This window comes from Mucilaginibacter terrae (genome assembly GCF_042679325.1).
In the GTDB taxonomy this organism is placed as follows: domain Bacteria; phylum Bacteroidota; class Bacteroidia; order Sphingobacteriales; family Sphingobacteriaceae; genus Mucilaginibacter; species Mucilaginibacter terrae.
This window is the reverse complement of the sequence record NZ_JBHTMJ010000011.1, coordinates 19,563-45,212: the sequence shown is the minus strand read 5'-3', so window position 1 is coordinate 45,212 and position 25,650 is coordinate 19,563. Positions and strand designations below refer to the sequence as shown.

General features: G+C 43.8%; 20 protein-coding genes and 1 riboswitch. Of the genes, 8 read left to right on the top strand and 12 right to left on the bottom strand.

Going from position 1 to position 25,650, the window contains the following annotated elements; all coding sequences use genetic code 11:
* Window positions 1–26: 26 nt before the first annotated feature.
* Window positions 27–980 carry a TIGR01212 family radical SAM protein gene (locus ACFQ3S_RS09740; RefSeq protein ID WP_377163788.1) on the bottom strand — a complete coding sequence of 318 codons (954 nt, stop codon included), beginning with the start codon at window positions 978–980 and terminating at the stop codon, window positions 27–29.
* A 193-nt stretch (window positions 981–1,173) separates the two neighbouring features.
* Entirely contained in the window at window positions 1,174–1,830 is a 657-nt protein-coding gene (locus ACFQ3S_RS09735) for a metal-dependent transcriptional regulator (protein WP_377163786.1), read from the bottom strand.
* A 109-nt stretch (window positions 1,831–1,939) separates the two neighbouring features.
* On the opposite strand from ACFQ3S_RS09735, the gene ACFQ3S_RS09730 reads away from it, so the two are divergent.
* From ACFQ3S_RS09730 to ACFQ3S_RS09700, 7 genes are all read left to right on the top strand, one after another.
* Window positions 1,940–4,408, top strand: coding sequence for a TonB-dependent receptor (locus tag ACFQ3S_RS09730; protein WP_377163784.1), 2,469 nt, complete (start codon window positions 1,940–1,942; stop codon window positions 4,406–4,408).
* Between the two features lie 73 nt (window positions 4,409–4,481).
* Window positions 4,482–5,042 (top strand): aminoacyl-tRNA hydrolase, encoded by a 561-nt coding sequence (gene pth / locus ACFQ3S_RS09725; protein ID WP_377163782.1) that lies wholly within the window; start codon window positions 4,482–4,484, stop codon window positions 5,040–5,042.
* Between the two features lie 199 nt (window positions 5,043–5,241).
* A complete protein-coding gene (locus ACFQ3S_RS09720) occupies window positions 5,242–7,668 on the top strand; it encodes a TonB-dependent receptor domain-containing protein (RefSeq protein ID WP_377163780.1) in 2,427 nt (808 codons plus the stop codon).
* A 12-nt stretch (window positions 7,669–7,680) separates the two neighbouring features.
* A complete protein-coding gene (locus tag ACFQ3S_RS09715; RefSeq protein ID WP_377163778.1) occupies window positions 7,681–8,034 on the top strand; it encodes a Spx/MgsR family RNA polymerase-binding regulatory protein in 354 nt (117 codons plus the stop codon).
* 92 nt (window positions 8,035–8,126) lie between these two features.
* Window positions 8,127–10,103, top strand: coding sequence for a M1 family metallopeptidase (locus ACFQ3S_RS09710; RefSeq protein ID WP_377163776.1), 1,977 nt, complete (start codon window positions 8,127–8,129; stop codon window positions 10,101–10,103).
* A gap of 108 nt (window positions 10,104–10,211) precedes the next feature.
* Window positions 10,212–10,907 carry a hypothetical protein gene (locus ACFQ3S_RS09705; RefSeq protein WP_377163774.1) on the top strand — a complete coding sequence of 232 codons (696 nt, stop codon included), beginning with the start codon at window positions 10,212–10,214 and terminating at the stop codon, window positions 10,905–10,907.
* A gap of 20 nt (window positions 10,908–10,927) precedes the next feature.
* Complete coding sequence (locus tag ACFQ3S_RS09700) at window positions 10,928–11,545, top strand: HAD family hydrolase (protein WP_377163772.1); 618 nt, start codon at window positions 10,928–10,930, stop codon at window positions 11,543–11,545.
* A gap of 332 nt (window positions 11,546–11,877) precedes the next feature.
* Here ACFQ3S_RS09700 and ACFQ3S_RS09695 read toward each other — a convergent pair whose 3' ends face one another.
* The 7 genes from ACFQ3S_RS09695 to murQ form a co-directional block, all read right to left on the bottom strand.
* A complete protein-coding gene (locus ACFQ3S_RS09695; protein WP_377163770.1) occupies window positions 11,878–12,780 on the bottom strand; it encodes a hypothetical protein in 903 nt (300 codons plus the stop codon).
* A 47-nt stretch (window positions 12,781–12,827) separates the two neighbouring features.
* Window positions 12,828–13,784: a methylenetetrahydrofolate reductase [NAD(P)H] gene (gene metF, locus ACFQ3S_RS09690; protein ID WP_377163768.1), complete on the bottom strand. Its 957-nt coding sequence runs from the start codon at window positions 13,782–13,784 to the stop codon at window positions 12,828–12,830.
* Between the two features lie 79 nt (window positions 13,785–13,863).
* Window positions 13,864–14,328, bottom strand: coding sequence for an IS200/IS605 family transposase (tnpA, locus tag ACFQ3S_RS09685; protein ID WP_377163766.1), 465 nt, complete (start codon window positions 14,326–14,328; stop codon window positions 13,864–13,866).
* Between the two features lie 263 nt (window positions 14,329–14,591).
* Window positions 14,592–18,266 (bottom strand): methionine synthase, encoded by a 3,675-nt coding sequence (gene metH / locus ACFQ3S_RS09680; protein WP_377163764.1) that lies wholly within the window; start codon window positions 18,264–18,266, stop codon window positions 14,592–14,594.
* Between the two features lie 173 nt (window positions 18,267–18,439).
* Window positions 18,440–18,554: riboswitch (SAM riboswitch) on the bottom strand.
* Window positions 18,555–18,758: 204 nt separating this feature from the next.
* Window positions 18,759–19,493: a Bax inhibitor-1/YccA family protein gene (locus ACFQ3S_RS09675; protein ID WP_377163762.1), complete on the bottom strand. Its 735-nt coding sequence runs from the start codon at window positions 19,491–19,493 to the stop codon at window positions 18,759–18,761.
* A gap of 70 nt (window positions 19,494–19,563) precedes the next feature.
* A complete protein-coding gene (locus tag ACFQ3S_RS09670) occupies window positions 19,564–20,130 on the bottom strand; it encodes a hypothetical protein (protein ID WP_377163760.1) in 567 nt (188 codons plus the stop codon).
* A gap of 103 nt (window positions 20,131–20,233) precedes the next feature.
* Window positions 20,234–21,040 (bottom strand): N-acetylmuramic acid 6-phosphate etherase, encoded by an 807-nt coding sequence (murQ, locus tag ACFQ3S_RS09665; RefSeq protein ID WP_377163758.1) that lies wholly within the window; start codon window positions 21,038–21,040, stop codon window positions 20,234–20,236.
* A gap of 98 nt (window positions 21,041–21,138) precedes the next feature.
* On the opposite strand from murQ, the gene ACFQ3S_RS09660 reads away from it, so the two are divergent.
* Window positions 21,139–22,737, top strand: a complete 1,599-nt coding sequence (locus ACFQ3S_RS09660) for a S41 family peptidase (RefSeq protein WP_377163756.1) — start codon at window positions 21,139–21,141, stop codon at window positions 22,735–22,737.
* Here ACFQ3S_RS09660 and ACFQ3S_RS09655 read toward each other — a convergent pair.
* From ACFQ3S_RS09655 to ACFQ3S_RS09645, 3 genes are read right to left on the bottom strand one after another with little or no spacing between them, the layout of a single operon-like run.
* On the bottom strand, window positions 22,730–23,386 hold the full coding sequence (locus ACFQ3S_RS09655) for a DUF4919 domain-containing protein (RefSeq protein WP_377163754.1): 657 nt from the start codon (window positions 23,384–23,386) through the stop codon (window positions 22,730–22,732). The two genes, ACFQ3S_RS09660 and ACFQ3S_RS09655, sit on opposite strands and share 8 nt — an antisense overlap.
* Window positions 23,387–23,430: 44 nt before the next feature.
* Window positions 23,431–24,510 carry a hypothetical protein gene (locus tag ACFQ3S_RS09650; protein ID WP_377163752.1) on the bottom strand — a complete coding sequence of 360 codons (1,080 nt, stop codon included), beginning with the start codon at window positions 24,508–24,510 and terminating at the stop codon, window positions 23,431–23,433.
* A gap of 25 nt (window positions 24,511–24,535) precedes the next feature.
* On the bottom strand, window positions 24,536–25,636 hold the full coding sequence (locus tag ACFQ3S_RS09645; RefSeq protein WP_377163750.1) for a hypothetical protein: 1,101 nt from the start codon (window positions 25,634–25,636) through the stop codon (window positions 24,536–24,538).
* Between the last annotated feature and the right edge of the window lie 14 nt (window positions 25,637–25,650).

The following is a 25,650-nucleotide window of genomic DNA, read 5'->3' as shown; positions in this document are numbered from 1 at the left end:
CTACAAAGCAAATACCAAATGCAGTTTTATAATAACGCAGAGCCTTGTACAATACCTCGGCTTTCTATCTTTTGATCGATATAGTATTGTATTTCCGATTTTTTAAGTTGCCAGTTAGGGGCTATCAGCAGTTCTCTATCCGAAAGGCCGAAGAGGCGCTGGATTACTACATCCGCCCGTACCAGAGGCAACAATTCGCACAAAAATTCGGCATAATCATCCAGCGTGAAAAGCTTAAAGGGTTCGCGTTTGTATTTAACACCCATTACCGAGCCTTCTACAATATGCAGGTGGTGAAACTTCACAAATTTGATCTGCGGAAAACGGTTGATCTCATCGGCATAGCGCAGCATCATTTCGCGGCTCTCCCAAGGGAAACCAAAAATGGTATGCACACAAACATCCAGCTTACTGTTCTCTACCAGTTTAAGCGCTTTAATCAAATCATCGTGCGTACAGCCGCGGTTGATCTGGTTAAGCGTATCATTATAAATGGACTCCATACCCATTTCCAGGTCTACATCGAAACGATCGGTATAGCTTTCGAGCAGGGCGATTTTTTCGGCGTCGATACAATCGGGACGTGTACCTACCGAGAGGCCCACAATGTTTTCAGTATCAATACTCAACGCCTCATCGTACAGCATTTTTAAATAATGGGTGGGCGCATAAGTATTGGTATTAGGCTGAAAGTATATAATAAACTTATCGGCCTTATTGCCTTTGCGGGCACGTTCCATGCCCTGTACAACCTGCTCGCGCAAGGTTGGTGCCTGGCGCGATACCGAAGGTGTAAAAGAATCTACGTTACAGTAAGTACAACCACCGTAGCCTTTAGAGCCATCGCGGTTGGGACAGGTAAAGCCGCCATCCACAATTACTTTAAACACCCTGTGCCCCTTATATTTGTTTTTGAGCCAGGCCCCGTAATTATTGTACCCCTTAAACCCCTGTTTAACTGTAGTTTCTGTTAATTGCATGAGATGCAAAGATAGAAAATTACCTACAGGGAAGAATAGGTTAAATTCAGTTTAAAGTAAAGTTAGAGACGGGTATAATTAAATAGCACCCATTTCATTGCCCCAGATAATAGCCCGGCTTTGCCGTTTACACCAGTGTGCTATGTGCTAACAAGGCTATTGCCTCAGATAATATTTTAGCTTTAATTGTGCGTTAACTAATTAAAATATTTTCTCCAAACTTAGATGATACCGTAGTAGGCTCGGTATGGTTAATGCTGATAATGAGCGATTGATCGAACGTAATTTGCTCAATGAGTTTAATTTGTGTACCGATGTTAATTTCCAGTTTATGCAGGTATTGCAAAAAAGAACTGCTGGTATCTCTCACCGCGGCTACCCGGTAGGTAGTGCCAATTTTTCCATCGGCCAGGGAGGCGGAGTAGGTTTTAGCCATTTTACCATTGGCTTTAGGTATAGGGTCGCCATGCGGATCATATTCGGGGAATTCCAGAAACTGCTCCAATCGGTCGGCCAGGTCCGGGTGTTTAATGTGCTCCAGTTCTTCGGCTATATCATGGATCTCATCCCAGCGGTACCCCAGCTTTTGTAATAAAAAAACCTCCCACAGGCGATGTTTACGCACAATTTGTATGGCATCCTTTTGTCCATGAGGGGTAAGTTTAACGCCTTTTTTCTTATCGTACTCAATGAGTTGCTTATCGGTGAGTTTGCGGATCATATCCACCACCGATGCCGGGTTGTTACCCAATGATTCGGCAATGGCGCTGGTGGAAATCTTTTTAACATCCGGCATTTGAGATAATCTGAAAATAGACTTCAGGTAATTCTCTTCAGAGAAAGTGTTCATTTCTTTTCAGCATTTAGTTAAATCAAACGTATAAAAATAAATTTAACAATCTATAAAATTAGTTATACCTAATTTTATAGATTTGCCTTATCTATTTAAATAATTAGTAATGGCGAAATACATATACTTAACTCTTACATATTCAACACTTCTATTATCTTCTTATGCTCAAACTGGTGGCATAAAAGGACGGGTAATCTCGGCTGAGGACGGCCCCCTGGGGTTTGTATCGGTTGGCATTATAACCAAAACCACCGGAACCCGAACGGGTAACGATGGTTATTACCAGTTACGCAACCTTGCGCCGGGTACTTATAACGTCCAGTTTTCAGCAGTAGGTTATCAAAAGCAACAGTTGGTAGCTCAGGTAAAAAGTAATGAAGTATTGGTGCTTAATGTATCGTTGGTTAAAAGCGAATCACGCTTAAACGATGTGATTGTGACTGGGGTAAGCCGTGCTACTGAAGTTCGCCGAAACCCTGTGCCTGTTGCTGTAATGAGCAAAAAGGATATGGATAAAAACGTGAACAACAATATTATAGATGCTATTATTAAAGGGGTACCGGGTGTAAGCGCTGTCACCACCGGCCCTAATGTGTCTAAACCGTTCATCCGTGGATTGGGTTACAACCGGGTACTGACCCTGTACGACGGCATCCGCCAGGAGGGCCAGCAATGGGGCGATGAGCATGGTATTGAGATAGACCAGTACGGTATAGCACGTGCCGAAGTAGTAAAAGGTCCGGCCAGTTTATCGTACGGGTCGGATGCTTTGGCGGGGGTAATTAACATGATTCCATACCTGCCTAATTTTGAGAACAATGCTTTGAAAGGCGATTATACAGTTGATTATCATACCAATAACGGCCTCATCGGGTCATCGTTAGGGTTGGCTTATAAGCACACCGATTGGCGATTTACCGCCCGCGGTACCGGCAAACTGGCGCATAATTACACTAATAGTATTGATGGCCGGGTGTACGGCACGGCTTATAACGAACTAAACTTATCGGCTATGGCACGGGTTGATAAAAGCTGGGGTTACTCGCAACTGGCGGCCACCTTGTTCAACAATAAACAGGAAATACCCGATGGCAGCCGCGATTCGCTTACACGCCGCTTTACCCGCCAAACTTTGGATGCAGGTGACGATATTAAAAACCGCCCCATTGTGCCGCAAAACGAGCTAAAAACCTATAAATTAAACCCCTTATACCAGCACATTCAGCACTACCGGGTGTACACCAGCAACCAGTTTAATATAGGTGAAGGGAGCATCAACCTCATGGCAGGCGGCCAGCAAAGCGTACGTCGCGAGTACAATCATCCTACCCAACCACAACAGCCGGGTCTTTATGTAGTACTCAACACCCTTAACTACGATGTAAAGTACAACCTGCCCGAATTGGCCGGTATCGAAGCATCTGTAGGGGTAAACGGCATGTACCAAACCAATCGTAGTAAGAACGCAACTGACTTTCCTATCCCCGATTATGAACTGTTCGATATCGGCGCATTTGTATTTGCTAAGAAAACTTTTGGCCCTGTTGATATTAGCGGAGGCTTGCGTTTTGATAACCGCAGTATAAAATGGGGCGACTTTTTTGTGGCTGATAATCCGCAAAATGGTTTTCAAAAACGGATTAAAGATGCTGATACTATTGGTACCTATCTACAATTCCCATCTTTCAACAAGCGGTACAGGGGTTGGTCGGGGAGTTTGGGCTTAACTTATAATGTAAATGAACGGCTGCTGTTAAAAGCCAACATAGCCCGTGGTTATCGGGCACCTAATATTACCGAAATTGGATCTAACGGGCTCGACCCGGGCGCGCATATTGTGTATTTGGGTAACCGTGCTTTTAAGCCGGAGTTCAACGTACAGCAGGATATTGGCCTTATTGCTTACCTTAAAGACGCCGACCTGAGCGCCGAAGTATTCAACAACAACATCTACAATTATATATACCAGGCCAGGCTGAACGATGCCAATGGCAACCCTGTGGTGATAGTTCCGGGAAACAATACGTACCAGTACCAGCAGTCGGGGGCGCGGTTATATGGTGCCGAAATATCGGTTAACCTGCACCCCGAAAAAGCCAAATGGTTAAACTGGAACAACAGTTTGGCTTATGTAAATGGCCTGAACAAAAACGCCGAACTGATAGCCCGCGTGGGCAACGATGCTAAGTATTTACCCTTTATTCCGCCACTGCATGTACGTTCAGAAATTCGCGTTACTTTTCAAAAAACTTCAAAAACTCTCATTAAACCTTATATAAAACTCGAAGCCGATGCTTATACCGCCCAAAACCATTTTTACGCTTTAGATGATACTGAAACTGTCACACCCGGCTACACTTTGTGGAACATGGGTTGCGGTTCGGGCTTCAAAAACAAGAGAGGGAAAACTATGCTCGATGTATATTTGCAGGTCGACAATTTGCTCGACAAGGCCTATCAAAGTAACCTTAACCGGTTAAAGTATTTTGAATACTACCAGGCAACGCCCAACGGTAGCAGCGGGATTTATAACATTGGCCGCAACATTAGTTTAAAAATGATCGTGCCTTTGTAAAATCAGGTAGTCAATTAACATAGCGTTTCATTTGTTTAAAGGGGTTTGTTAGTTTTGTGGCTCTTAATAAATTATGAAATACCTGATCGTAGGCTTGGGCAATATTGGTCCCGAATATAAAGATACCCGTCATAACATTGGTTTTATGATACTGGACGAAATGGCCAAACAGGAAAAAACATCTTTTCATAACATGCGGCTGGCCTATTACACCGAGGTTAGTCACAAAGGCCGCATGCTGCATTTAATTAAACCCACCACTTACATGAACCTAAGTGGTAAAGCCCTTAACCACTGGATGCAGCAGCTCAAGATCCCGGTAGAAAACGTGCTGGTTTTAGTTGATGACCTGGCGTTGCCCTTAGGCACCCTGCGCCTCAAGCCCAAAGGAAGCGCAGCCGGCCATAATGGTTTAAAAAACATTGAACAGGTGTTAGGGAACAACAACTATGCCCGCCTGCGTTTTGGCATCAGCGATAATTACCCCAAAGGCCGCCAGGTTGATTACGTGTTGAGCAGTTTTGATAAAGACGAACAATTGGAACTACCGGCGCTCATTGACCGCTCTGTAGAAATGATCAAAAGCTTTGCCACCGTTGGTACCGAACTCACCATGACCCGCTTTAACAAGTAGTTAATTAGATTATAGTGTGTTAAATTTTAGTTAAATAATGTTAAGCCCTATTTTTAATACGCTATTGCTCATTACTTTGCAATTAAATAAATAACTCGCTGTAACGATTTTACTTTAAATCGCATCTTATGTAATGTAAGGCTGGTTTATTTTTCCATTGTTAAAGCTTTGCAACAACTACATTTTTATCACATTATTGATGAAAAAACTGATACTCGTTATTATACTTTGCTTTTATACCTGCGTTTTAACTTTTGCGCAAACAACTCCCGCAACTACAGCTACCATAAAAGGTTCGGTAATAGATTCGGTTAAAAAAGAACCGCTAAGTTATGTAACCGTTGCACTGATCGATGCAACCACTAATGTACCTGTAAAAAGCACCTTCACTAAAGATGATGGAAGCTTTACCTTAGCCGGTTTAACATTAAAAGCCTACAAAATAAGCCTGGTTAACGTAGGCTTTGCCACCAAAACCATCAACCTGCCCAAGCCCGAAACCATGAACGACCTGGGCAAATTACTCATGTCGGCGGTATCGGGTCAGCTTAAAGAAGTTAACGTGGTTGCCGTTAGGCCCCTGATGAAACGCGAGGTCGACCGCATCAGCTATGATGTGCAAGCAGATCCCGAAAATAAAGTTATTACCGTGTTGGATATGATGCGCCGTGTGCCCTTACTTTCGGTTGATGCTACCGATAATATAAAGCTGCAGGGTAACACCAATTTTAAGATACTCATTAATGGTAAAGAGTCGGCCCTGATTGCCCGTAACCCTTCCGATATTTTTAAATCGATGCCCGCCAGTAACATCGAAAGGATAGAAGTAATTACCACACCCCCTGCTAAGTACGATGCCGAAGGATTAGCCGGTATCATCAATATCATCACCAAAAAAGATATTAGCCAGGGCTATAATGGTAGTATTAACGCGCGCTACAGTAATTTATGGGGGCCGGGTGCTAACTTAAATTTAACCATAAAAAAAGGCAAGTTCGGCATTGGCGGCTATACCGGTTATAATAAGCGAAACAACCTTATTACCGGTTTCAGTAATTTCAATAACAACTTTGAAACGGATGGTACGCCCATTTCCTCATTAAACCAACAAGGTAGCAACACCAATACTGGTCATAACACCTATGCCAGCACTGAGCTGACTTACGAAGGGGATAGCCTTAACTTGCTAACCGGTACGTTTGAGTACTACCGCGGTCAAAATGATTCGGAACGTGAATTTATTTCCGGGTTTGAAAGCAATATTGCAAATGTTGTAAGTAACGCTTACCGTTCCTTAAATACAGCAAACAGCGGCTACCGCGGTTTAGGTGCCGGGTTGAACTACCAGTTAGGCTTCAAGCGCAGTAAAGAGCAGTTGCTAACCACATCATATAAATATAATTCTTCTAAGAACGATCAATTCAACGATATAGGATTTACACAGCGTCTTGAGTTTACCGATCCCAACTACAGGCAGTATAACAACTCCGGGAGCAAGGAGCATACGCTGCAACTGGATTATGTACAACCCGTAAAAAAACTGAACATAGAGGCAGGTGCCAAGGCTATTTTCCGTAATAACTTTAGCGATGCCTATACCGAAAACCAGGCAGCCAACGCATCTTACGTGGTTGATCCTAAACAGGTCAACGCGTTCGATTATCAGCAAAACGTATATAGCCTGTATAATTCGTACCAGATGAAGTTCAGCGAAAAGTGGGTAGCCAAAGGTGGTTTGCGCCTGGAGCACACTACCGTAAATGCCAGTGAGGCGGTAGATCAGAAGTATTCTAACCTGATTCCCTCGTTATCCTTACAGCGCAGCTTTAAAAGCAGCAGTATCAATATTGGCTATACCGATAGGATCCAGCGTCCGGGTATCTGGCAGCTTAATCCATTTATCGACAAGTCTAACAATACCTTTATTAGTGTGGGTAACCCCAACTTGAGGCCTGTAGTTAACCATAGTGTTGAATTAACTTACAGCAATTTCAAAAAGGGCTCTTTTAATTTTGGATTGAATTACAAGTTTGCCAACAACACGGTTGAAAATGTAACCGTATTTGATCCGGCTACAGGCGTAAGTTTAAGCAGCTACCAAAACGTAGGTAACAATAAGCGCCTCGGGTTCGATTTTAATGCCAATTATCCAATTACTACTAAGTTTAATGTTAATATTAACAGCCAGTTAGTAAGGGTATGGTTAAAAGGGTTTGTTAACAGCACCTTTTTTAATACCAGTGGCTACCAGGGGCATATTTTTGCCGGTGGCAGCTATAAATTCGACAACGGTTACCGGGTAGGTGCCAACTTTGATTACGACAGCCGCTACGTACTGCTGCAAGGGCGCGATAATTACTGGCTGGGCTATTCGGCCAGCGTATCAAAGGAGTTTTTGGATAAAAAGGCAACCATTTCTGTTTACGCAAGTAACCCTTTCCAAAAGTTTAGAACCATTGATAATACCGTGCGTACGCCAACCTCCTCTCAGCTTACTTTGAATGATATGTACGCCCGCGCTGTTAACATTAGCATCAACTACAAATTTGGCAAGCTGAGCGGCGAATTAAAGAAGAACCAGCGTGGTATCAATAACGATGATGTGGGCGGTAGCGGAAGAAATTAATACCTTAGCCGTATGAAAGTATATGGCATTACTAACTGCAATACGGTTAAAAAAGCGTTAAACTGGCTGAAAGAAAATCAGGTAGAATACGAATTTCACGATTTTAAAAAGCTGGGAATAAGCTTGGATAAACTACAGGAGTGGGATCAGAAAGCCGGGTATGAACAGTTTTTAAACAAAAAGGGACTAACCTGGCGAGGATTGGATGAGCATACCAAAACATCGGTAAAATCGGTGGCCAAAGCATTGCCATTGCTGCAACAAAACACCAGCATGATCAAACGCCCGGTTATTGAGGATACCGGCTTTTTGTATTTTGGCTTTGATGAAATGGCTTACGCCGAATACCTGGTTAAAAAAGAGTAAAAATTTATGGTGTAACATTAATTTACCTGTACACTATAACTTAAATTATCTTATAATTGCTCTTTGTTTAACTACAAACTATTTTCCTCAAAATGAGATACCAATTTATAGCCGGCATATCGCTGGCTTTGATGACTGTTAGCGGTTTGAGCCAGGCCCAGCAGCAAGCCCCGGTCGACCCGGCCGCACCTGTTTCCAAATACAATTACCGCGACGCTTTCGGTCCGCTTTTTTACTCCCATAATGGTACCGATTTCAGAGCTGCCAGCGGTGAGCCGGGCGCACGTTACTGGCAAAACCGGGCCGACTATCAATTAACAGCCCGCCTTAATGATAAAACCAACGAAGTTACCGGTACCGAGGTTTTAACCTATACCAACAATAGCCCTCAAAAGTTGGGTTTTTTATGGATGCAGCTTGATCAGAACCTGTTTAAGCAGGATTCGAGAGGTAGCGCCATTATACCAATGAGCGGTAGCCGTAACGGTGGCCGTGGCCAGGCTTTTGATGCCGGTTATAAAATTAAATCGGTTAAGGTGAATGATGCCGAGGTTAAGTTTTTAATAAACGATACCCGCATGCAGATCTATTTACCTAAAGAGGTTATGCCTAACGGTGGCCAGGTAAAGGTAAAAGTTGAGTACTCATTTATAGAACCCGATTACGGATCGGACCGGACCGGCATCCAGCAAACCAAAAACGGAAAGATCTTTACCGTTGCCCAATGGTACCCGCGCATGTGCGTATATGATGATGTAATGGGATGGAACACGGTGCCTTATAGTGGCCCTGGAGAATTTTACCTGGAGTATGGTGATTTTGACCTGGCTATTACCGCGCCTGCCAACCACATTGTACTGGCATCGGGCGAACTTACCAATGCATCAGAAGTTTATACCTCCGAGCAGCAAAAACGCTGGGCTCAAGCAGCAGTCAGCGAAAAAACAGTGATCATCCGTAGTGCAGGCGAAGTTACCGACGCGGCATCGCGCCCGGCCGGTAAACAGGAATTAACCTGGCGCTTCAAAATCAAGAACGCACGTGACGTGGCCTGGTCTTCATCGGCCTCCTTTATTGTGGATGCCGCCAAAATAAATTTACCAAGCGGAAAAAAATGTATTTCGGTATCGGCATACCCGGTAGAGAGCGATGGCAACAACGCTTGGGGCCGTTCAACCGAGTACACTAAAAAGTCGGTAGAGTACAATTCTCAAAAATGGTACGAGTACCCTTACCCGGTAGCTTCAACTGTAGCTGGTATTGTAGGCGGTATGGAATATCCGGGTATCGTGTTTTGCAGTTCACGCAGCAAGGGTGCCAGCTTGTGGGGTGTTAACGATCATGAATTCGGTCATACCTGGTTCCCGATGATCGTGGGCTCGAACGAGCGTTTATACGGCTGGATGGACGAGGGATTCAATACCTTTATCAATACCCTTACCACAGCCGATTTTAACAACGGCGAATATAAGCCAACCCGCGCGCAGGATATGCACCGTATTGGTGCTTTTTATACCAACCCAACCACCGAGCCTATTATGACCACGCCGGCCGGTTTAAAAGAAAGAAACACCGGCACCCTGTTGTACTCAAAACCGGGCGCGGGTTTAACCTTGCTGCGCGAGCAGATATTGGGCCCCGAGCGTTTTGATTTCGCTTTTAAAACTTATATAGACCGCTGGGCATTTAAGCACCCAACCCCCGATGACTTTTTCCGCACGATGGAAAACGCCGCCGGCGAAAGCCTGCAATGGTTTTGGAGAGGCTGGTTTGTTAACAACTGGCGTTTGGATGTAGCCGTTAACGATGTAAAGTATGTAGATGGCGATGCCGCTAAAGGTGCCAATATTACTATAGATAACATGGAAAAAATGGCAATGCCGGTTATATTGGAAATTAAACAAAAAGGCGGCAAAACCGAACGGATTACCCTCCCTGTTGAAATATGGGAGCGTAACTCCAGCTGGACCTTCAGGTACCCGTCTACCGCCGAAATAGAATCGGTAACGTACGACCCCGATAAGGTGCTGCCCGATTTTAACGAAGCCAATAACGTTTGGAAAAAGTAAATAAGAGACCCGGCCATTTGGCCGGTTTTTTTATTCGTTAACTTTAACACTTTAAACCAAACTATGCCGCTGTGTGGCGGTTAATTATTACTATATATACGGCTAACCATGAAATTCAGATACCTAATTATACTTTGCCTGGGCTTGTTAAGTTTAACAGCAAAGGCACAGCAAAATACCATACGCGGGCAAGTTGTTGAAACCGGCACCAACACCAAAATGCCCGAAGTATTGGTACGCAATACCAATAACAACCAAGTTACCCTTACCGATAATGGTGGTAATTTCCAGTTGCAGGGCTCTGTTGGCCATACAGTAATATTTTCATCGCCGGGTTATGTGTCTGATACACTGTTTATTGCTGATTTAGCTTCCAAGCGTGTGATAATGACCCCACTGGGTATTGCCCTGCGCCAGGTAAACGTTCGTGGTCAGCGTTTTGATCCTCGTGCCGAATATCCGCAGATCTATCAAAAAAGTAAAGTGTACGCCCTATCGCCAACTACGTGGTTTGGTAAGGATGCAAAAGATGCGCGCCGGTTAAAAAAATATTTTGAAAAGGAAGTACACGAACGCCAGATAGATTCGGTGTTTACCAAGGTATATGTGGGTAGCCTGGTGCCTCTTAAAGACCGCGAACTGGAAATATTTATGAACCTGTACCGCCCAACATACGAGTTTGTGCGCAGCAACAATGGCGAATCTATGGCCGCTTATATTAACGATTCGTACAAAAAGTACCAGGCCTTACCAGCCGATAAAAAGTCGGTACCTAAACTGGTTGCCGATCCGCAGCAGGAGTAATTTCAGTTGTTATTGCGATAATGATCAATACCATTATTTTTGATTTAGGTGGAGTACTTATAGATTGGAACCCGAACCATTTGTACAGGCGGTTGATTACAGATGAAGAAGAGCGCAAGCATTTCTTAACGCACATTTGCTCTCCCGACTGGAACGAGGAACAGGATGCAGGCCGGCCTTTAAGTGAAGGCACCGAATTGCTGGTGAGCCAGTTCCCGGAGCATGAAGCTAATATCCGTGCGTTTTATAGCCGTTGGGAAGAAATGCTGGGCGGCCCGATGGATGATACGGTAGAAATTTTCAGACAGTTGAAAGAAAGCAAGCGGTATAAAATTTATGCGCTTACCAACTGGTCGGCCGAAACCTATGATATTGCCTTGAAGCAATGCCCTTTCTTAAACTGGTTCGATGGTATTGTAATATCGGGCATAGAAAAGACCCGTAAGCCGCATCCTGAGTTTTACCAGATACTGCTGCACCGTTACCAGGTTAAACCGCAAGAAGCCCTGTTTATTGATGATAATTACCGCAATATTTTAGCGGCTGAAAAGATGGGGATCAAATCGGTTCACTTTACCACGGCCCCCGACTTGATAACAGCTTTAAATGATGAAGCTATACTAATAACAAAGAATTAATTCACTGTTTTAATAAATAGCGTAAACCAAGTCCATAACTCTTGTTACTGATACTGAATCTGACATATTGGGTATAAGCAGCTGGTCCTGTATATTGTCCAAATACCTCCAACCGTTTATTAATTATTACACCTGCTTGTACCGGAACATTTACCCACAGTTTAGCAAGTGTGTAAAAGTTTTTATATGCCGTATTATACCCTTCACGAACCAACTGGTTGTTACTATAAAACGAGTAATTAATACCCGCTCCCGCCCCTATATATACCTTAAATACTTCGGCATTATACAAGTTATAAATTAGCTGAGGGGTAAAAGCAACTGTATATTGATCAAACTGGTATTGAGACCGGGGAGTAGATATATTGGGATTGCCCTTCTTCTACAATGCGGGGCTTTATAAAACCGAAGGCTAACTCGGTACGCAAAAAGAATTTTTGTGTAAATTTATTGGCGAAAATATTATATCCTGCGCTTAATTTGGGCAGGTAGCTGGTATAGGGAATTCCGCTGAAAGTATTCTCACCCCCAAACTGAGTTATGGTGCGGTTTAAAGTAATTGCCGCAAAAAACCTGTTGCCGTTTATCTTATAGCTGGTTTTATGATCGCTATCTTTATTGATCGCCTTAAGCAAACGTTCCAGTTCGTTGGTACTAAATCTTATTTCTTCAATATCCCTATTGATGCTGACGTTCCAGTTATACTTTTGTGCAAGTAGCAGTATTTGAGTTTTGTACTTATCAACCGTACGAATTGTATTGCCATCGGTATAATACTGATAATATCTTAGTTCAGCTGGTGTTTTATCACCATCCTGAATAAATATCCGCACTTTTAAATCATCTTGATGTGTAAGTAAACTCAGCGGTGATCCCTCGTATGCCATTCGTAAAAATACCGTATCCCGAACGGTGGTAGTATCCATACCAAAAGTAAGGTCAGGGAAGATATTCTTATCCACGCTAACAGGTCCGGCATATGAAATATACTTGTCCATCCCACTTACTACAAAGCCGCGCAGCATACCCGGATAAAACCGGACACGATCCTTACCTGCAATTTCGGCCTTATACTCAATATATGATGGACTATTTTCCCATTCCTTATAATTAATATACCCTTTAAGGGTATCGCCACTGCTTTTAATGATGTAACCTACCTTGTAATTTGACTGGGCGATTGCATTTATTTGTATAAGTATGGCAAAGGCAATAAAAAAACTTATTATTTTCATATAGTTAAAAATAAGAATTTATAATCATATATCCTTTACCTATCTAACTAAAATATAGCCTGTGCAATTCGTTTAGTAGGTTCGGCATTACCCATGGTATAAAAGTGCATTACCGGCGCGCCAAATTCCATCAGCTCTTTACATTGGTTGATCATCCATTCAATACCCACCTCTTTTACATCCTTGTCGTTTTTACAGGCTTGCACCGCATCGCACAGGTCTTCGGGCATATCAATATGAAAAATCTTAGGCAGATTGATCAACTGCTTAGCCGAGGTGATGGGTTTTAGTCCCGGTATAATGGGTACGTTAATATCGTTCTCCCGGCAAAGGTTTACAAATTCCTTGTACTTACTGTTGTCGAAAAACATCTGCGTTACAATGAAATTTGCCCCGCCGGCTACTTTTTGCTTCAGATACTTAAAGTCTGCTTTCAAATTAGGTGCCTCAAAATGCTTTTCGGGATAAGCGGCCACGCCAATGCAAAAATCGGTTTTAAAGGAAGTATCCTGGTACTCGTGCAGGTAAATACCATTATTCATGTTGGTAACCTGCTCTAACAGTTCGCTGGCATAGCAGTGGCCGCCGGGCGTAGGAACGAACCCCGAATCAGCTTTACGGGCATCACCACGTAATACCAATACGTTATCAATCCCTAAAAACTGTAGATCGATCAATGCATATTCGGTTTCTTCCTTAGTAAAGCCGCCACAAATTAAATGCGGAACGGTATCAACCCCATATTTATGTTGAATAGCGGCGCATACGGCAACCGTACCCGGCCGCTTACGGTACGTAGCCTTTTGAATGTTACCATCCGACGATTCTTTATAAACCAGGTCTTCACGCGAAGAGGTTACATCGATAAACGGCGGCTTAAATTCCATTAACGGGTCTATAGCGTTATAGATGCCCTGTAAACTCTGGCCTTTTATAGGCGGCAACAGTTCGAAAGAGAATAAGGTCTTTCCTTTTGCATTCTCAATATGTTCAGTAATTTTCATGTTATGTTCATTACCCCCGCAGGGGCTACCTGTTTATAGTAAAGGTTAGTAATTCGTTTTTGCCTCGTAGAGGCTACCCTTAATCAGATGGATCTTTAAAAATAAGTTGTTCGTTATAATCAACACTGTAGGCTTCAAGCATTTCCAAATATTCTTCTTTGAATGTTTTTTTATGATGATGCTGTTTTTGATTGGCAATATACTTAATCACTGCATCTATTTGAGAATGGCTATTGCTAAATGCCCCATACCCGTCCTGCCACTGAAACCGGCCTGCTGCAAACTTTTCTTTATTAATAAACTCTGAGCTATCACCTTTAATAAGGCGCATAATTTCAGATATGGATTGCTTGGGATTAAGGCCTATCAACAAATGAATATAGTCTGCAACCGAATTGATGGCTAACATTTTATGCCCGTTGTTTTGAACAATTCCCGTAATATACTTATGCAAACGTTCCTCCCATGAGCGGTTTATAACCGCCGCCCTGTATTTAACTGCAAACACGCAATGGATGTATAGTTGGGTATAAGTGTTAGCCATGGGTTATTTAGGGTAGCCCCTACGGGGCATAATTATTTGTTATTCCTTTTCTATAAACAGGTAGCCCTAACGGGGCATATCTGTTGTTTGTATATGCTTTGTTCTGCAATTGGCACAAATGTCTACTATCGTATTTAAAGGATTTTAAATCATTATTGCCCCGTTAGGGGCTACCTGTTTATAGCAATGTGCATTATCAATTTTATTTGCGCCGTAGGTGCTACCCTTATACACTGTTAAGGTAATTCTTAAAACCCGCCCAACTAATAATTCAAATTCGGCCCTAACCATCTCTCTACCGTTTCAACCGACATATTCTTGCGTTGCGCATAATCTTCTACCTGGTCTTTGCCAATCTTACCCAAACCAAAGTATCTTGACTCGGGATGTGAAAAGTAGAAGCCGCTTACCGAGGCGGTAGGCAACATGGCCATACTTTCGGTTAAATGCATGTGAGCATTGTCTTCAGCTTTAAGCAGGTCAAAAAGGGTTACTTTTTCGGTATGTTCAGGGCAAGCCGGGTAACCCGGTGCCGGGCGGATACCCTGGTATTGTTCTTTAATGAGTTGCTCAGTATCCAGTTGCTCGTCTTTCGCGTAGCCCCAATATTGGCGGCGTACCAGTTCGTGCATTTTTTCGGCGAAGGCTTCGGCCAGCCGGTCGGCAATGGCTTTGGCCATAATACTGTTATAATCGTCGTGGTCGGCTTCGTATTGAGCGACTAATTCATCGCAGCCAATACCGGTGGTTACGGCAAAGCCACCAAAGTAATCGGGCACGCCGCTTTCTTTAGTTGCAATAAAATCCGAGAGGGCATAGTATGGTTCGCCTTTGGCCTTTTCGCTTTGCTGGCGCAGGGTATGTATGCGGGTAAGCAATTGTGTACGGCTTTCATCACTGTATAATTCAATATCATCGCCAACGCTGTTGGCGGGCCAAAAGCCTATTACACCATTGGCTTGCAGTAGATTTTCGTTGATCACCTTGTGCAGCATTTCCTGGGCATCGGCGAAAAGTTTGGTGGCTTCTACACCAACGTTTTTGTCGTTTAATATCTTTGGATAGCTACCGCGTAGTTCCCAGGTATGGAAGAACGGTGTCCAGTCTATGTAATCAACCAAATCTTTAAGCGGATAGGCCTCCAATACTTTGGTGCCCGTAAATGATGGTTTACAAGCAACAGAGCCATCCAAATCAAGCTGGAACTTATTGCCGCGAGCTTCCTCTAAACTCAGAAAACGCTTGTCGTTCCGTTTGTTCAGGTGCGCCTCGCGGGCTTTTTCGTATTCATCTTTAATACCTTGTATGTACTCGTCGCGGTTTTCTTTGCTCATGAGTGTGCTGCATACCGTTACGCTGCGCGAAGCATCGAGCACGTGTATAGCAGGTCCCGAATAATGGGGTGCTACCTTAACCGCGGCATGAATGCGGGAGGTGGTAGCCCCACCAATAATAAGCGGAATAGTAAAACCCTGGCGTTCCATCTCTTTAGCAAAGTGCACCATTTCATCTAATGACGGGGTAATTAATCCACTCAGGCCAATAATATCTACGTTGTGCTCCTTAGCTGCTTCTATAATTTTTTGCGCCGGTACCATTACGCCTAAATCAATAATCTCGAAGTTATTACAGGCCAGCACCACACCTACAATGTTCTTGCCTATATCGTGCACATCACCCTTAACGGTGGCCATTAATACTTTACCAGCGTTGCTGCGCTGGTTGGCATCGGCGTTCAGCAGTTTTTCGGCCTCAATGAACGGCAGCAGGTAAGCCACAGCCTTTTTCATAACCCTGGCCGATTTTACTACCTGGGGCAAAAACATTTTACCGGCACCAAACAGGTCGCCCACTATGTTCATGCCATCCATTAAAGGGCCTTCAATTACTTCAAGTGTACGGGCATACTGGTGGCGGGCCTCTTCCACATCCACATCAATATATTCTACAATGCCTTTAACCAACGCGTGCGACAAGCGCTTTTGCACCGGCTCTTCGCGCCAGCTTTCGTCGCGTACAATTTCTTTGCCCTTGCTTTTAACCGTATCGGCGTATTCTACCAAACGTTCGGTGGCATCTTCTCTGCGATTTAATAACACGTCTTCTACGCGCTCTAACAGGGGTTTAGGTATTTCTTCGTAAACCTCCAGCATACCGGCGTTCACAATGCCCATATCCATACCGGCCTGTATGGCATGGTACAAAAAGGCCGAGTGCATAGCCTCGCGTACAGTATTGTTACCGCGAAATGAGAACGAGATATTACTTACCCCGCCACTTACCTTGGCATGCGGCAGGTTTTGCTTGATCCAGCGGGTGGCGTTTATAAAATCTACCGCGTAATTGTTGTGCTCCTCTAAACCGGTTGCTACGGTCAAAATGTTAGGGTCGAAAATAATGTCTTGCGGGGGGAAGCCAATTTCGTTCACCAAAATATCGTACGAACGTTTACAGATCTCAATACGGCGCTCAAATGAATCGGCCTGGCCCTGCTCATCAAATGCCATTACTACAGTAGCTGCACCATAGCTTAATATCTTGCGGGCATATTCCCTAAACTTGTCTTCACCTTCTTTTAAGGAAATGGAGTTTACTATACCCTTGCCCTGTAAGCACTTCAACCCAGCCTCTATAACCGACCATTTTGAGGAATCGACCATAATGGGCAGTTTGGCAATGTCGGGTTCGGAGGCAACTAAATTCAGAAATTTCACCATCACGGCTTCCGAGTCAATCATACCCTCGTCCATATTAATATCGATGACTTGCGCGCCACCTTCTACCTGCTGACGGGCAACGGCCAGGGCCGCTTCATAATCCTCGGCCAGTATAAGTTTAGAAAACTTGGGAGAACCGGTAATGTTGGTACGCTCACCTACGTTCACAAAGTTGGCTTCGGGTGTTAGGGTAACCGCTTCCAGGCCACTCAGGCGCATGTAAGGTTTTAACTCGGGCATTTGGCGCGGCGCATATTTAGCCGCGCGGTCGGCAATACACTTAATGTGCTCAGGTGTGGTACCGCAGCAGCCACCTACAATGTTTACAATGTTGGCCTGCATAAAATCATCCACCTGGTGCGCTGTTTCATGCGGTGTTTCGTCGTATGCGCCAAACTCGTTGGGCAAACCGGCGTTAGGGTAAGCCGATATATATACGTTGGCTTTTTCAGATAATTCTTCCAGGTATGGACGCATTTCTTTAGCGCCCAAGGCACAATTTAAACCTACCGATAGCAGGTTGGCATGGCTGATAGAATTCCAAAAAGCTTCCACCGTTTGGCCCGATAAAGTACGGCCCGAGGCATCGGTAATGGTACCTGAGATCATGACGGGCAGATGCTTGCCGTTTTCGGTAGCATAACGTTGTACGGCAAAAAGGGCCGCTTTAGCGTTTAGGGTGTCAAAAATAGTTTCAATAAGCAACACGTCCGAACCGCCATCCACCAACCCGCGTACCTGCTCGTAATAGGCTTCGGCCAAATCGTCGAACGTTACGGCACGGTAGCCGGGGTCGTTTACATCGGGCGATAGCGAGGCGGTACGATTGGTTGGACCAACTGCTCCGGCTACAAAACGCGGTTTATCGGGTGTTTTTTTATTGTACACATCAACCACCTCGCGGGCCAGGCGCGCACCTTCAAAACTTAGCTCATAAGCCAGTTCTTCCATGTGATAATCGGCCAAACTAATGCGCTGTGTACTGAAGGTATTGGTCTCAATTATGTCTGCCCCGGCATCCAGGTATTCGGCATGAATGGCTTTAATTACATCGGGGCGCGTGATGTTGAGCAGGTCGTTATTCCCTTTCAGATCGGATGGATGATCTTTAAAACGCTCTCCGCGAAAATCCTCTTCCGTTAACTGGTAGCGCTGTATCATGGTACCCATGGCGCCGTCAATAACCAATATGCGTTTTTGTAGTTCTTTTCTAATATTCATTTTTTTGGATTTCACCGATTTTTTGGTGATTTCACCGATTATGTATGATACCTCTAATTGTTTAAAAGTGATTTCCTGATTCGTTTCAAAAAAATCGGTGTAATCAATTCCTAAATCAGTGTAATCACAACAAAAATGCTTATATCGAAAAGTCGGGTGTTGGATTTGACTCTCGCTTATCCGTCTTAAAGCCTTACCGTAGTCGGGTTTAAGTAGATTGTAGCACCTTGTAAGCACAGGTTGCTAAGACTTCGCAGGGTCCAGTCCCTCCATCTTTCTCTATAAGCCTTACAAAGTTGCGAAATAATAGTGTAAGAAGCAAGAGTCAAGAATACAGAATCAAGAGTACAGACCCAAAAAAGCCGGAATATATCAGGTGATCTTCCTGCTTAATATTCCGGCTTTATTGTTGAGTCTTACTCTGTACTCTTGATTCTGTATTATTGACTCTGTACTCTTGGCTTTGTACTTTTCACTTTGTACTCTTAACTCTTATTTCCTGCTCCCGAAAATTCTTAATAGCGATAAGAAAAGATTAATGAAATCAAGGTACAAGGTTAAAGCGCCCATAATAGCCATTTTCTTGGTATCGGCAGCACCGTACTCTAAACCGGCGCCAATACGCTTTAGTTTTTGTACATCATAAGCGGTTAAGCCTACAAATACAATTACACCAATGTAGCTAATTATCTGGCTCATGCCCGGGCTTTGAATAAACATGTTTACTACCGATGCGATCACCATACCAATTAAGCCCATAATCATTAATGATCCAAATTTGGTAAGGTCCTGGTTGGTAGTATAACCGGCTACGGCCATAATGCCAAAAACTGCTGAAGAGGTAATGAAGACACCCAAAACGGATGAAGCTGTATATAACGACAATATAAAGCTTAAACTACTGCCCATTAATACGGCAAATACAATAAAAAGCAAAGTGAGCACCGGTGCCGAAAGCTTATTAAGCCCGAACGACATGACCATCACAAAAATGATGGGAGCAAACATTACTAAAGTGCCTAATCCTGTTCTGCGCAGCGTAAGCGGATCGCGAAGCATATCGGCCAGTTGCGGGTTGGCGTTAAACATATAAGCGCAAAACGCCGATATGCCCAAAGCTACAAACATCCACAAAAACACATTGGCTATAAATTTGCGCGATGCCCCGGCTTCGTCATCCAATTGCACTACGCTATCGTATTGATAATTTAATTTGTTATTTTCCATTATTGTAAATTTACCCTGTAAAGGTATTGTTTAATTATGTAATAATTAGACAGCCAAACGGCTGTAAAGTTTAAGTTAACCTGCGGGTTAATTGCTGCTCCACCAGGTTAAAAAATTGCAGGGGTTTTAAATTGCGCCAGTTCATTTCATCCAGGCTTCCACCAAAGTTAATGTAGTAATCAATATTGTTCTGCTTAAACTCCTGTATTACGTGTTCTCTGAAATTAATACCGGCTATCCAGCCATCCTCCACATCCTGAAACCATTCTTCGTAATAACAATCATCCGACGAATGGTAGTTCAGTATGTTTTCGCCAATAAGGATAAATTTAGAAATGCCGTTATCTATCATCAGCTCCATGATCTCGCGTTTGAGCAGCATAATATCGTTATTAATGGCATCGTTCCACTCGCCAATAAATTCAATAATCACAAAGCCGTTATCATAATCGGCAAACAGCACTTTCAGATACAGCGTATTAGAGCCAAACGAATCCCATTGCGGGTGCAGCAGGTAATTATAGATCTGCTTATCAAACTCAAACTCATTATACACGGTAGCATAAAACGGCGAATACTCGTCTTCGGCGGCCACGTAATCATCCCTCCACTTGTAATACGGCTCTATTTCGTGCATGTTTTTTATTATGTGCAAATTACAAATGTGCAGATTTGCAGATTTGTAGCTGCATATTTTTTAATTTTTCATTTGCATATACGCACATTTACGCATCTGCACATCATCTCCCAAACGCTTCTACCGCTTTGCGTACGCTGCCATTTTCTTTCAGCAAACCGGCGGCAGTTTGCTCATCCACGCCAATTTCCTGCATTATCATGCGGGTGCCCCGGTCAACCAGTTTATGGTTAGTTAACTGCATATCAACCATTTTATTACCCTTTACGCGGCCTAACTGTATCATTACCGTAGTACTCAGCATGTTTAAAACCAGCTTTTGCGCAGTGCCAGCTTTCATGCGGGTAGAGCCGGTTACAAACTCGGGGCCGGTAACTACCTCCACCGGGTATTGAGCTTCGGCCGCTACAGGACTATCGGCATTGCAAACTATACAACCGGTAACCAATCCCATTTCGTTTGCCTTGCGTAAGCCGCCAATTACATAAGGCGTGCGGCCCGATGCCGCTAAGCCCACCAACACATCCTTATAGGTAATCTCATATTCCTGCAAATCCATCCAGGCTTGTTCGGCATCGTCTTCGGCAAATTCAACGGCCCTGCGTATGGCGGTATCACCACCGGCAATAATACCCACCACCCAATCAAACGGCACACCAAAAGTAGGTGGGCACTCTGATGCATCAACCACGCCTAAACGGCCGCTGGTACCTGCGCCTATATAAAACAAACGGCCACCGGCACGCATCTTTTCCGTAACGGCTAATGCCAGCTTTTCTATTTGCGGCAAGGCCGTTTCTACAGCATCAGGCACGGTTTTATCCTCACGGTTAATGTGCTTTAAAAGTTCAGCTACAGGCAATTGCTCCAGGCTGGTGTAGTGCGAATCCTGTTCGGTGGTGTTTATCATATTTATTCTTACAAATCTGTAACAAAATTCGGTAAAATTCCGTCAACTACAAGGGAACAATAACGTATTCAAATACGTATTTTTGTTACCAGGGATTTATGAAGCAAACAGCGGGTATTATTTTCAGATCGTTAGTGTTGATACTGGCAGGTGTAGCCATTGGCTTGCTCATTAATAACCAGCGTTTTAATGCCGGCGATGGAGATATTTATGCTGAAGGTAATACCAATAAGCTGGATAAGGTAATGGACCTGGTACGTAAAAAATATGTAGATTCTATTAATGTTGATAGCGTTGAAGGTATCACCATTAATAACCTGCTGCAAAAGCTGGACCCTCACTCTGTTTATCTTCATCAAAAACAGGCACAATCATTAAGCGAAAAGCTGGAAGGTGGTTTTGATGGTATTGGCATTGAATCGCAAATACTCCGCGATACCATGTTTGTTACACAGATATTACCCGGCGGCCCGGCCGCTAAGGCGGGGTTGCCTAATGGCGCGCGCATTGTAACCATTAACGGTCGGCCGTTTTCGGGCACGCACTTAAACAGCGATAAGGTAAATAACGCCTTTGCCAGTAATAATGATACCGGTTTAGAGCTGGGTATTATTACACCGGCTAATAATAAAGTTAAAACGTACCATATACGCCGAAGCCGTGTAGTAATGAGCAGTTTGGATGCCGCATATATTACGGCACCGGCTACCGGTTATATTAAAATAAGCAAGTTTGGCTCTACCACCGATACCGATTTCAGAAATGCCCTGCAAAAATTAAAAAATAGAGGCATGCAAAAATTAGTGCTCGACTTGCGTGGCAATGGCGGTGGATACCTTAACCAGGCTACTGCCCTGGCCGATGAGTTTTTGCCTAAAAATAACCTTATAGTTTATACCCAGGGGCAGCACGAGCCCCGTACCGATTATTTTGCTACCGATTCGGGCTTGTTTGAGCAGGGTAAACTGGCTATATTAGTTGATGAACACTCGGCATCGGCCAGTGAAATATTGGCCGGCTCATTACAGGACCTGGACCGGGCCGTAATTGTGGGACGACGTTCGTTTGGAAAAGGGCTGGTGCAGGAGCAATTTACGTTTAACGATGGTTCGGCTTTAAACCTTACCGTGGCACGTTACTTTACACCATCGGGCCGGAGCATACAAAAATCGTACAGCAAGGGTACCGAAAACTACCGTAACGAACTTACCGAACGCCTGCAAAAAGGCGAACTTTATACCGCTCAGAATAACCTGGAAGATAGCTCATTTAATAACCCCGCTGCTTACCATACCAGCGCAGGGAAAAAGGTTTATGGCGGTGGTGGCATTATGCCCGATATTTTTGTACCTGAGGATGCGGCTGTTAATGTCCCCCTTATTCAGGAACTGGCCCGCAACCAGTTGTTTTCGGCCTATGTTATGGATCAGATGCAACCACTATTGCGTAATTACGCCTCCCCGGCCGATTTTGCTAAATTTTATAATGTAGACGATATTACGTTCAACAATTTCATACAATATGCATCGGGCACTGTTAAGGATATAAACCCGCATGAAGTTAATATCGCCAAAAGTTATCTTAAAGTATTGCTGAAAGCCCAGGCTGCCCGCTTTAAATGGGGTAACGAGTGGTATTACCGCATTACCAATCAAAACGATGCAGGTGTGATGAAGGCGGTGGCTGCTGTTAATTAAACCCTTTGCTTAATGGCTTGCTTACGTTAAAGTAGAGTTCGGTAAGCCCGGTGCTATTGGGCTGTGCCAAGGTCATTTTATCGCACTGGGTAGCGGTTAACGTCTGTTTGGTCATTTGTACTTGCAGGGATGACATTACCTTATACTCGTCAGATACGCAGGCCACCACCATAGCCGTTTTTTCGGTTTTTCCGTCGCCGCTGCCGGTTATGCCGGCTATCAGCCCCTTCAAGAGTATAATCCAGGGCTTCATCTCGGCGGTTTTCTTTTGCTGGTAAAGGGCTGTTATTTTAAGGTATATGGCACTTAAACTAATAGGATGATCTTTTAAGTAAACATCAGCGGCTGTTATGGCTTCATTAAATTTACCTTCCTGAACCAATTTGCTGGCATCCCGCAAAGCCATGGCATCTCCGTAAGGATTATAATTAGTTTGAAAAATTTGCCCGAAGTAAAGCAGTTTATAATCGTTAGGCGTCAGGGTGCTATCGGTAATGGCGGCTCTTTTGAGTAAAGTTTGGTAATTGGTATTGCCTGGCCGGCTTACGCTTGCTTTAATCTCATCGAAGTTAACACCCGAAACCACCTGGGCACGGGTTGAAATGGTAAATATGCAGATGAGCAGGGCGAGGAATAAAGATCGGGTCATAATTAGGTTGTTTGGTTGAAATAAATGTAGGAATTACTCATAAATTAAAAAAGCCGCACAAAATGGCACGAGATCGTAAACTTCCTTTTGTACACATCCTGATCTCTCTTCCTATCCTTGGTAATATCACGGTCGAACAAGCGATTGAGATTGTTTCCAGCCAAATCTTCTAAACGGGCGTTAACCAGTATAATATATGGACCAGGTTGCCAAGCTTCGGCAGGGGTAAAGGAGATGCCCGTATCATTTGTATTGGTTTTTACACTGCCTTTAATAGGTTCACCTTCAGCATTCAAAACAAACACCGATTCTTCCAGCAAATAATGGTCAAGCCGTTCAATCGTGTTTACGGTTAAAGGCTTTACTGAACCTGCAGTTGGACTGTTCAGTTTCCAATTGCTGACAGCTGGTGAAGCATTATCACGCTGCCCAACAATAAACGCTTTATGATAGGTTTGTTTTAAGGCTTTGCCTTGTGTGTTAGTCCACCTGTTGGAGATGAGCAGCGTATAGTTTTCACCCTGTTTAAGGGGATTGCCTAATCGTAGGTTAGGTTCCAGATCACGCTTAATACGTCCCGGATCAAGCCATAAGGTAAGCATGGTGCCGGTAGTGTCCCAAAGTTCGGGTTGCAGGTTCAGGAAAACATTCAGCGTGTCATTCTTGCTGTTGAGCAACTTTATATGTTCTAAACTTTGCCCTGTACGCATAGGTTGCGTAAACTTTAAATAGATCTTTAATAAGTTCTCGGGCAGGGTATCAAGGTTTGGGTATATGGAAACCAGTTCCGGGCTTACTTTATTTTTATAGACAGGAACGGTGATCTTCCCTATTTGCTTTTCGCCCTTAAAAACCGTGTAAGTTAAACCCGGTGAAAATGGAATTAAAGGCCGGAATACCTTGTCGGTTCCATCTTCTTGCAAAATGCCCAGCATTTTAATTTGATTACCTTTTTTAAGCAGGCATACCTGAATAATACCAGCTATTTTATCCACCAGGGTTGCTGGAATGCGTAAACCAACGGCATGGTTATTTTGCATAACCAACGTAATTTCGGGTTTGCGTTGCTTACAGGCGGCCAAAACAAGGCATAAAAAAAACACCAGTATATATCTGTAATACATACTGGTGTTTTTCAAAAATATAGATTTACAGGTTTTTACCATCGGAGGTCCATAGATCTAAGGCACCGTCGGCTTTCTTTTGTAAGAGTACGGCACGGCTCTCATCCAGTTTATCCATTTGCACTACTTTTTCTAAAGGAAGCTTACTAAAGTCAACACCGGCGGTAGTAGCAACCCTTTCGGTTAATGTTCCCTGAAAATCTTCGATGCCTTTGTAGGAAATTTTAGCCACCGGCCGATGATCGTTTGCTAATACCAGGTATGCTTTACCACCTTCGGTGAGTTTGATCATATCTACCGGAGTGTTCATATTACCCATTTCGGCAATAGTACGGCCTTTTACATGGGTTCCTGCTTTCAATTCATCCAGCGGGAATAAAACCAGCGGGGTACAGGTATAACTGGCAATTAAATACTTTTTGCCGTTTAGTTCACCAGTAGTAAAAGTACGGATGGGCGAAGTAGTTTCATAGCGGCCATGGGAGGCATGATACATTTCCAGCGTTGCGTTATCCTGCTTATCGGTAAACGGAAACGGTATGCTGCGGAACGATGAGCTGAACTCTTTATTAGATAAACCGCTCACCAGCAGCTTGCCATCGGCATAGCCTATATCTGAAATAGAAGTAACTCTTAACGGTCGGCCACGCTGATCTTTAGCATCGGCGGCGGGTGCATCATTCAATGTAACGCTGGAATAGTTCACATCCTTTAAAGGTACAGCTTTAACAGAGCCGCCTTCCAGCAGAACCAAAATCGGTGTGCCATCGGCAGTTTGTACGGCTATATATAACTTCTTAGATATGGGGTTAACCGCCATATCGGTTATGTTAATACTCTCTTTAGTAGTACCTAAGGCGGCCGCTATTTTCTCATCTAAATTTTTTACCTCAAAGGCCTGCGCTTTAGCGTTCTTGGTGTCTTTGGTATCTAATGCGAATACCGTAGCGCTTTTTGAATCGCCGATAAACAAAATGCCGTTAGGCCCAAAAGTTATAGCGGTGGCCGATTTAAGTTCGGGCGTACCTTTAACAAAGCCAGCCGGTACATCGGTATTACGGTTAACACCTGCAAACAGGAATACCCCGGCAATTGCTGCCGCAAAAAAAAGGTAATATTTTTTCATATCATTAAGTTTTA